At 54.5% G+C, this 9,361-nt stretch carries 9 protein-coding genes; 3 read left to right on the top strand and 6 right to left on the bottom strand.

Annotated features, from left to right (window positions below; translation table 11 throughout):
* The 6 genes from AB4043_RS05765 to AB4043_RS05740 form a co-directional block, all read right to left on the bottom strand.
* On the bottom strand, nt 1-312 hold a 312-nt coding region (locus tag AB4043_RS05765), incomplete at its 3' end, for a hypothetical protein (RefSeq protein ID WP_442306653.1).
* 136 nt (nt 313-448) lie between these two features.
* Nucleotides 449-1,108: a cysteine hydrolase family protein gene (locus tag AB4043_RS05760; RefSeq protein WP_442299647.1), complete on the bottom strand. Its 660-nt coding sequence runs from the start codon at nt 1,106-1,108 to the stop codon at nt 449-451.
* A 376-nt stretch (nt 1,109-1,484) separates the two neighbouring features.
* Nucleotides 1,485-1,943, bottom strand: coding sequence for a methylated-DNA--[protein]-cysteine S-methyltransferase (locus AB4043_RS05755; RefSeq protein ID WP_442299867.1), 459 nt, complete (start codon nt 1,941-1,943; stop codon nt 1,485-1,487).
* A 34-nt stretch (nt 1,944-1,977) separates the two neighbouring features.
* Nucleotides 1,978-2,841 (bottom strand): DNA-3-methyladenine glycosylase family protein, encoded by an 864-nt coding sequence (locus tag AB4043_RS05750; protein WP_442299646.1) that lies wholly within the window; start codon nt 2,839-2,841, stop codon nt 1,978-1,980.
* A gap of 107 nt (nt 2,842-2,948) precedes the next feature.
* Nucleotides 2,949-3,122, bottom strand: a complete 174-nt coding sequence (locus tag AB4043_RS05745; RefSeq protein ID WP_442299866.1) for a DUF1272 domain-containing protein — start codon at nt 3,120-3,122, stop codon at nt 2,949-2,951.
* 87 nt (nt 3,123-3,209) lie between these two features.
* Nucleotides 3,210-4,148 carry a GlxA family transcriptional regulator gene (locus AB4043_RS05740; protein WP_442299645.1) on the bottom strand — a complete coding sequence of 313 codons (939 nt, stop codon included), beginning with the start codon at nt 4,146-4,148 and terminating at the stop codon, nt 3,210-3,212.
* A gap of 484 nt (nt 4,149-4,632) precedes the next feature.
* Here AB4043_RS05740 and AB4043_RS05735 point away from each other — a divergent pair, with 484 nt between their 5' ends.
* The 3 genes from AB4043_RS05735 to AB4043_RS05725 all read left to right on the top strand — a co-directional run.
* A complete protein-coding gene (locus AB4043_RS05735; RefSeq protein ID WP_442299644.1) occupies nt 4,633-5,412 on the top strand; it encodes an isocitrate lyase/PEP mutase family protein in 780 nt (259 codons plus the stop codon).
* A 146-nt stretch (nt 5,413-5,558) separates the two neighbouring features.
* Nucleotides 5,559-6,809 carry an efflux RND transporter periplasmic adaptor subunit gene (locus AB4043_RS05730; protein WP_442299643.1) on the top strand — a complete coding sequence of 417 codons (1,251 nt, stop codon included), beginning with the start codon at nt 5,559-5,561 and terminating at the stop codon, nt 6,807-6,809.
* On the top strand, nt 6,806-9,361 hold a 2,556-nt coding region (locus tag AB4043_RS05725), incomplete at its 3' end, for an efflux RND transporter permease subunit (RefSeq protein WP_442306652.1). The genes AB4043_RS05730 and AB4043_RS05725, both read left to right, overlap by 4 nt.

Raw genomic sequence — 9,361 nt, 5'->3', positions numbered from 1 at the left:
ATCCAGACCGACCTCGATTTCGGATCGGATGGTCCGGCCATCGTTCATCGCAGGATTGTTGTTGAAGAAATTGCGTGCTCGGGTGCGGGCGGCGTCGTCATTCGCGAAATAGATCAGAGCATCGGAGTCCTGATCCATGTGCGGCTTCTCGCCGGTTGGGGTGGTGAGAACGAAGTCGTATCCTGCGGCGACGAGCGTCATCAGGGGAACAGCGGTTTCGTTCAGAAACTGGCCGATGGTGATCGTGCCGCCGCCCTGTGCCTCAAGCTGAATGCCGTTCGAACCGATGACGAGAATTGTTCCTTTACTCATAAGATGCTCCTGTCTTGAAAGAGAAAGCCGTGGGCTATCCGTTGAATGGAAGAAAAGCTTGAAAATTTGGCTGTTGGCCGARGCCTGCCCATGTAGACCCTTCATAGAGGTCCAAAGCAGGGTTGGCGAGCAGGTGCTATGCCTTCGCGGCTTCAATCATCCGGTGGACGGTTTCTTGCGTAGTCCAAACCGCGTTTGCCATGAATCGCCAGTTGATCATCGCCGCGTCGTATCCGGCACCTTCTTCATTCGAAGCCGCCGCGACCGCATCGCGAACCATCACGACTTCCAGGCTGTTCTGGATGAGATTGCGCATGTGGTCTTCTAAACAAAGATTCGCTACAGGACCCGCCATGATGACCTTTTCGATCTTGTGACGGCGCAGCATGTAGACCAGGTCGCTGGTCGGCGCGTAGGTGACATGGCGCGATACGATGGTTGTCCCAGCATCCTCCATGTACTTGCGGAAACGATCGGGGATATCCGCGCCACTGCCGGCCACGCCGTCGAAATGCAGCGGGCTCTGGCGCGCCACTACTCCTCCCTTTAATGCGAGATCTTCCATCGGACTGAGGCCCGTTTTCCCCTTGTGATCGTGTGGGAAGAAGTAATGGGGTGACATGAACACGGGGAAATCGTGGTCTTTGGCGGTCTGGAGCAGTGTTTCCAGGTTGCCATTGACGTTGTTACGCTTCATGAGCTCTTCGATCATGACGTAATACTTGCCACCTTCGGTGAGGAAGTCATTCTGGATATCAACCAGAACGAGCGCCGTCCGATCGTTGTTGATCTGCATATCGACCTTGTGTTCGAACAACATTTTGGGTTCCTTTCATTCAACAAGCTTGGCGTGAGGGAGTTAGAGATTCCCAGACAACATAAACACTGCCTATCTCTTGTTCATAGACAGGGGCCTCATCTGGAGGTCGAGTATACGCCAGATATTTATAAGGGAGCCTATTGCTCAGAGGCTTGCTCGTTCATCGGATTTTGCGGATAAGAGCGGTCGCTTCAGCGCAGATTGCCGGCTTCCAATCGAGATCGAGAAGTCGTCAGAAGCTGCCATTTACGCCACTTCTAGCGTGGGTGCCTGGAAGTCCTGGCGAGTAATTCAGACCAATACAAAGTCACGTCAGCGTCGAGCATAGGTGGCAGAAACTGCCTGCTTTTTGTCAGACTGAGCGACCTTCTCGTCCGGCGACGAAACTCGCCCTCTCCAGGTTCAGTAGACGTGCCTTAACCTCAAGGCCCCCCGCAAATCCTGTGAGCTTTCCTGAATGCCCGATCACCCTATGACAAGGAATGATGATGCTCACGGGATTCCGAGCATTCGCTGCTCCAACGGCTCTGGAGTGGTTCGGCCTTCCCAACCCATTCGCGATCTGACCATAGGTCCTGGTCTCGCCAGAGGGAATATTCAAGAGAGCTTTCCACACTTCTTTCTGAAAGAAGGTTCCCCTTATATCGAGTGGAACCGAAAAAGCAGTTCGCTCTCCCGCGAAGTATTCAGCGAGCTGCCTCTCGGCCAAGTCCAGCGTTGGATGATCCCCCGGTGCGAGCGGACCCAGCGGAACACGTGCCGGATTGTCGTTTTCCCATAGAAGAGCGACTATGCCGAGGTCGCTCGCCACAAGTGTGAGCTTGCCAACTGGCGAATCACAATACCTATACAACAGACTCACGAGATCTATTCCTTTCTTCAGCGAAGCTCGCCCACAACGCAACGGCGGCGTAAGCGCGCCATGGGCGAACAGAATCAATTTGAATCCCGGGGTGACGCTTCAGCTCCTGCTTCAGACCATAGTCAGAGGACGGGAAAGCATCGTCATCGTCGAATCCTCGCATCGCTGCATACTCGGTGGTCCACTTTCCTACACCGGGAACAGACTGAAGGGTCTCTCTAAGTGCGGCTACGGAAGGCGCTTCTTTGCCGTCAAGTGTTCCATCCGCGACGGCTGTCGCGAGAGCTCGGATCGTTGCTCTTCTTGCGATGGAGGTACGAACGCTCGATAGGTCCGCGAGCAGCAATTGTTGAGCTGTCGGGAAAAGAAAGATATCCTCGGAGGTTTCCGGATGCCTCATCACTGTTCCTGCAGCCCTCATCAACTCGCCGGTCAACACGCGTCCAAAACTCACCGAAACGAGTTGGCCCAGAATCGTGGTCACCAGAGCCTCAAAGCCATTCCAAGACCGTGCGACACGGAGCCCAGGGTGTTGCATCCAAAATCCCGAAAGATAGCGATCCGTCTTCATCGCTGCATCAAGATCCTCTGGCTTCACCTCCACATCGAACATTTTCCTAACCCTTGCTTCGATCTCGACGATGTCTTCCGCGGTCGCATTCCAAATGACTAGCCGGAGGCACAGAGACCTCGGAGCGTGCGTGACCCTAAACCATCCCAACCCTTGTCCGGTCGGCACGACGCGTCCGAATCCGTCATTGTCAGCCGTTTCAAGGTACGGAATCTGATGAGCTCGAAAATATCCCAGGACACTTGCCCAATCGTAGGGCGGCCAGTATCGAAGCATCCTTCGAACGGATGGGCTGGAAGTGGTCTCGGACCTAGGTGTCATCTGAGGTGTGCGGTGAGCGGGGCCTACGCGGGTGCGGACTGAAGGAATTCCGTCCAAAGCTCCTACTTTGGCTCGCGCGCGGGGCGACGCAGTAGCTCGCCTTTGCAATTTGGACACCTGCCTGCAAGCGGACCGCAGGCGCATCGCTCACAAAAGGTGCATTCGTAGGAACAGATCATCGCGTCCCTGGCATTCATAGGTAACTCGGCATCACACCGCTCACACTTCTTCTTCATTTCCAGCAAGGCAGGTTCTCCATCAGGGCAGATCGTTTGAGTCCAGTTCTCACAACATTGAGGTTCGACGAGCGCATTGCACCGGTACTAAACAGTGCCGAAGCGTTCGCGGTATTCCTTAGGCGTCATCGATAGCTGCTGAAGAAACGCTCTCCGGAGAGACTGCTCATCCCGGAACCCGGTGTTGCGCGCTATCGCTTTCAAAGGCAACTCTTTTGCCTCCAGATGTTGTCGAGCAGCTTCAACACGAAGCGATTGCACCCAACGTGCCGGCGTGGTTCGAAAGTGGATTTCGAACTGACGAGCAAACGTACGGGGAGTCATCGCAACCACTTTTGCCAGCGTATTCACGTCGAGTGTCTGGGTGAGCCGCGTTTTGGCCCACGCCGGAAGATCACGCATCGGCGTTCCACTGACATCTGCCTGTTGTGCGAGCAAGGTGCTGTACTGCGCTTGTGTTCCAGGCCTTCTCAAAAACAGAACCATGTGACGAGCACAGGCCGCCGCTACATCATGACCGAAGTCCTCCTCGACTAGTGCAAGCGCCAAATCGATGCCCGCGCTGATGCCTGCAGTGGTGTAGGTCTTCCCATCTTTGATGAAGATCGGATCGCGTTCGATCGTCAGACTGGCGTAACGATCTGCCAGCTGGTCGATATAGCTCCAATGGGTTGTTGCTCGCTTGCCGTCGAGCAAACCTGCGGCCGCCAGCATGAACGCGCCGGTACATATCGAAGCGAGACGACGCACGTGAGCAGAACGTCTGCGCAACCAGCGGATGAGTTCGGGGGGATGAAATTCGATCATCGCCCCTTCTCCACCAATTGCGATCAGCGTGTCGATTGGTCCGACATAATCTGCGTAGAAGCAAGCATTCCCGAGAGTGAAGCCTCCTACACTCTGTACCTCGGAGGTCGGCTGCATTGACAAAATCTTGAGTGCGTACTGTTGCTTGCCATTAACTTGTGGGTTGGAAAACACCGACGCTGGCCCCATCAGATTAAGAAGCTCAAACGGAGAGGCCACCAGGAAAGCGATGACTCGTGAGCGGGTTGCCATAAGTAGATTTTACTATGGCAGTTTATGCCCTAATTATGTCAGTTCTGCCACTGTTGTTTGTGTCAGGATTTGACTGTATTTCGTCATGTTTAGTGTCTAAAGATCAGCCTTGACTATCCTCCGCGATCGTCGCGCTTGGCTGAGATCACCTACGTAGTGCGTGGGACAGACAGACTGCGCCACCTTAGGGCCGCCACGTCGGGGGCGGCCCGATGTCTGTCTGCTGTATCCCGCAGACCGCTGAGCATCGATGCGAATCGACAAGTGTTGAAGTGCAACAACAGTGCTGATACTTCCGAGACAGCGCTGCACGGAGGATGTGCCCATTGTCTGGTTGGCAGAATATGACTGTTTTATGTCAAGTCTGCCGGAGCCAGTTCACATCTTTAACACTGCGCAAGACGAGATGCCGTTTTGATTCGTTGGAAATCTGCAGGGAGAAGGAGAAGCAATGGCGACGCAACAGAGCAAGAGTGAAGAGTTCCGTAAGCTGCACATCGCGGGCAATCCGCTTGTCATTTACAACATATGGGATCCTGGCAGCGCCAAGGCTGCACTTGCAGCCGGAGTAAAGGCGATTGCGACTAGCAGTTGGGCAGTTGCTGAGGCGAACGGGTTTTCAGACGGCGAGCAAACTCCGATCAACCTAGCTATTGAAAACCTGCGACGCATCGTTAACAGCACAGATTTGCCTGTGACCGTTGATCTAGAGAGTGGCTACGGCGCTACACCTGGGGACGTTGGCGAGACTATCGGACTCGCAATTAATGCCGGTGCTATCGGCTGCAATCTCGAAGACAGCTTCCCATCAGACGGCACGTTGCGAGAGATCGCGGATCAGACTGCGCGTATCGCTAGTGCCCGTCAGGCCGCCGACAAACAGGGGCTTGCGTTCTTCATCAATGCAAGAACTGATGTCTTTATCAACACGCCGTCCAGTGAGCACACCATCGCAATGCTGACCGAAGCGCTCAAGCGTGCTGAAGCTTATAAGAAGGCCGGCGCCGATGGACTGTTTGTGCCAGGGCTCATCGATCTCACCCTCATTAGCAAGTTGACAGAAGCGTCAACTCTACCGATCAACATCTTGATCGGGGGTTCAGGCCCCTCTATCTCGTCATTGGCCGAAGTCGGTGTCGCGCGTGTGAGCTATGGCGGAACTCCTTATGCCGAACTGATGGGTACGTTTGAAGACTCTGTTCGCTCCGCTGTAAGCAAAGCGTCCGCATGAGAACAAGCGATGCGGAGGTCCCGACGTGTTTTGCCGGAACCTCCGCTCACTGGTTGTCCCAGATCGCCTGAGAGCCGTATGGGTCGTATTGCAACGGGACAACACAACGAGCATTGATGGCCGAGAGGCCACTTGAGTGAGGAACAATGACAAACAGAATTGATCAACCCGAACTTGGGGCGCTAAGCGGCTCACCTATAAACCGGCGCGGCCCTAAGTTCTGGATCGGCACCGTGGCTATCGTGGCTGTAATCACAATCACAATCGTTGTTGGAGTGCGTTTCTTCGGTCGAGGCACCGTCCAAGCTGCTCCACCGAATCCTCCCGTTGTAACCGTCAGCGAGCCGCTTCAACGTGACCTCGACTCACGGCTTCAATTCTTAGGTCAGTTCTCGCCGGTAGAGCGCGTCGAGTTGCGAGCACAAGTCGGCGGCACGCTGACGAGAATTGGCTTCAAGGATGGAGACGTTGTGCGAAAAGGCGATCTCCTGTTTGAAATTGATCCGACGCAGTACCAGATCAAGTTGAGTGAGGCCACGGCGCAGCTCGAAAGTGCTCAAGCCAGGTACGATCTTGCGACGAAGGAACTGACTCGCGCGCAGACGTTGCAGCAGACGGAAGCTGGAACAGTCGAGAACGTAGAACAGCGTGCAGGAGAGCAACGAACAGCACAAGCTGCCATCAACGCAGCACAGGCGCTCATCCGTGACGCTCAGTTTGATTTGAATCACTGCCGCATCACCGCCCCGTTTACGGGACGTATGGGAAATCACCTTGTCTCGATGGGCAATCTCGTTTCCGGCAGCCGGGCGGGAGCTGGAGCGACGACGCTTCTTGCGACGATAGTTTCTTTGAATCCGATCTATCTTGATTTCGACATGAGCGAGTCGGACTATCTGACGTTCGAGCGTGAGCGAGCCAAGCAGAAAGGTGGCCTCGCCCAAAGGGTAGACGCCGCGTTGAGTGATGAGAGCGAATTCAGGCACGCAGGCACTCTCAACTTCATCGACAACAGCCTTGATCGTTCGAGTGGAACCATCCACGCACGCGCCATACTCCCCAACGGTGATCTTTTACTTACGCCCGGTGTTTTTGGCAGGGTTCTGCTTCCGACTACGAAGCCTACATCCGTGTTCCTCGTTCCTGATGATGCGGTTCTCCCTGACCAGTCCGAACACGTTGTGTTGACYGTTGGACCGGACAGCGTTGTGACGCCGAAGAAAGTACAACTAGGCGACCTGCGTGGTGGCCTCAGAGTGATTCGCACCGGACTTCTACCAAACGACAGAGTGATCATCGGCGGGGTCGCGATTGCTGCTCCGGGATCAAAGGTAACGCCACACACCGGAACCATCACCTTCAGAACCGCCCAGGATCGGAGTGCTGTCCAGCCATGAAGCTTACTCATTTCTTCATCGATCATCCACGTTTCGCAACGGTAACAAGCGTCTTCATCACGTTATTCGGATTGGCGACTCTAGTTGCGTTGCCGATTGCGCAATATCCCGACATTGTCCCACCGACTATACAAGTCACAACAGCGTATCCAGGGGCTTCGGCTGACACGATCGCACGTACTGTGGCGACTCCACTTGAGCAAGCCATTAACGGTGTCGAATCGATGGACTACATCAGTAGCCAATCGACTGGCGATGGAAACCTCACGATTACCGCGACGTTCAAAATCGGCAGTGATGTGAACCTTGCTCAACAGTTCACGAACAATCGAGTGCAGGATACGCTGTCGCGGCTCCCTGACCCCGTTCAGCGGATAGGCGTGAAGACTCAGAAAGTCATTCCCGCATACCTGCTAGGCATTTTTCCATATTCCCCCCATCAGACACGCGACGTGTCGTACATCTCGAATTACATGACGCTTCACGTGAGAGATGAGATATCTCGTCTCCCGGGAGTGGGGGGGATCTTTGCGCTCGGGGAACGACAGTTCGCGATGCGTATCTGGATCAATCCTGACAAGGCCGCGGTACACGATATCAGTGCTGACGATATCGTGGCGGCCCTGCGCGCTCAGAATGCCCAGGTTTCTGCAGGCGTCTTGAACCAACCACCAATTTCGACCACGGCCGCGTATCGCATCAACGTTGAAGCTTTAGGAAGACTGACGACACCTGAACAATTTGCGGCGGTAATCATCAAGACCGATAAGGACGGACACGTCACGCGTATCCGTGATATAGGCCACGTCGATTTGGGATCCGCCGACTACAACAGCATCTCTTACTCGGACCGTTATCCGTCAAATCCATTTTGGTTCTTTGCCGTGCCTGGATCGAATGTGGTCACGGTTGAGCATGAGGTATTGGACAAGTTCCGCGAGCTGAAGAAACACTTTCCATCTGACATCAGCGATATCAAGATCTACGATCCCACTGAATTCGTAAGCCGATCGATCAAAGAGGTCGCGGTTACCATCGTGATTGCGGTCGTGCTGGTTGTCTTCGTCGTCTACGTCTTTCTACAAAACTGGCGAGCGACGCTCATCCCGGTCGTGGCCATTCCAGTGTCACTCCTTGGCAGTTTCGTTATCCTCGCTTTGTTTGGAATTTCCGTCAACAATCTTTCCTTGTTCGGTCTCGTGCTGGCCGTAGGGATTGTTGTCGATGACGCAATCGTCGTTGTAGAGAACGTAGAACGCAACATGGCCTTGGGTATGTCGGCGGTCGACGCTGCTCACAAAACCATGGACGAGGTGTCTGGTGCACTGATTGCGATCGCTCTGACTCTATGTGCGGTGTTCGTGCCCTCCGCGTTCATCTCGGGAATCTCTGGGCTCTTCTTCAAGCAATTCGCTACCACTATCGCGGCGTCAACGATCATCTCTTGCTTTGTCTCTCTTACGCTGAGTCCCGCTCTGTGCGCGGTCCTGCTGAAACCTCATCACGTCAGAGAGTCTTCTGAGAAATGGTTCACTACCTCAGCGAATGCGGGATTTGATGTCTCAACATTCACGTTCTCTTCCGATACAGGAAGCATCTATTTCTCCCTGCCATCGCTTTATGACGTCGAGATACCCGGTGGCGACGCAGCGACGATGCTACAGACGGTGAGGCAGAGACTTGCTGGTATCACGGAAGCACAGGTTGCGGTGATATCACCTCCACCGGTTCAAGGTCTCGGTTCAGCCGGGGGATTCAAGTTAATGGTCGAGGACCGGAACAACTTGGGTTCGGAAGCATTGAGCAAAGCGACTAACGCACTCATTGCAGAAGCGAATAGGGACCCCGCTTTGGGCGGCACCTACTCCTTCTTCAATTCGGGATCTCCAAGCATCTATGCCGATATCGACCGCGAGAAGGCGGAAAAAGTCGGTGTATCGCCTGAGTCCATATTCTCAACGCTGCAACTCTACGTTGGCCCACAATATGTGAACGACTTCAATTATCTAGGCCGCACTTGGCCCGTATACGCGCAAAGTGATCAAGCCTCTCGTCAGAGCAGAGAAGATGTCTCTCGACTCAAGGTTCGGAACGCGAGTGGGCAGATGGTACCCATCGGCACCGTTGCCACGATGAAGGAACGTACCGCTCCGTACCGGATCCCACGCTACAACCTTTACCCTTCAGCGGAGGTGCAGGGATCTGGCGCACCCGGCGTTTCTTCGGGCGAAGCTCTTCAACATATGGAAGCCATTGCCGCACGCACTCTCCCACCAGGCATTACCTACGAGTGGACCGATCTCGCATATCAGCAGAAATTGCCGGGTACACCCGCGCTGTTAATTTTTGCAGCTTCCGCCCTATTCGTATTTCTCGTCCTCACTGCTCAGTACGAGAGCTGGACGTTGCCGTTGGCTATCGTGCTGATCGTGCCGATGTGTCTGTTAGCCGCTTCGACTGGTCTTCACGTCCGAGGCATGCCTATCGACATCCTCGCTCAGATCGGATTCGTGGTGCTGGTCGGATTAGCCGCCAAGAATGCGATCTTGATC

This window comes from Terriglobus sp. YAF25, from assembly GCF_052113305.1.
Classification (GTDB): Bacteria; Acidobacteriota; Terriglobia; order Terriglobales; family Acidobacteriaceae; genus Terriglobus.
Note: the sequence above shows the minus strand (reverse complement) of the source record. Positions and strands in the feature narration are given on the sequence as shown.

Excerpts from the sequence above, each read along its gene's own strand:
- AB4043_RS05760 (WP_442299647.1), bottom strand. The coding sequence starts at position 1,108 with ATGCAGATCAACAACGATCGGACGGCGCTCGTTCTGGTTGATATCCAG.
- AB4043_RS05750 (WP_442299646.1), bottom strand. The coding sequence starts at position 2,841 with ATGCTTCGATACTGGCCGCCCTACGATTGGGCAAGTGTCCTGGGATAT.
- AB4043_RS05745 (WP_442299866.1), bottom strand. The coding sequence starts at position 3,122 with ATGAAGAAGAAGTGTGAGCGGTGTGATGCCGAGTTACCTATGAATGCC.
- AB4043_RS05735 (WP_442299644.1), top strand. The coding sequence starts at position 4,633 with ATGGCGACGCAACAGAGCAAGAGTGAAGAGTTCCGTAAGCTGCACATC.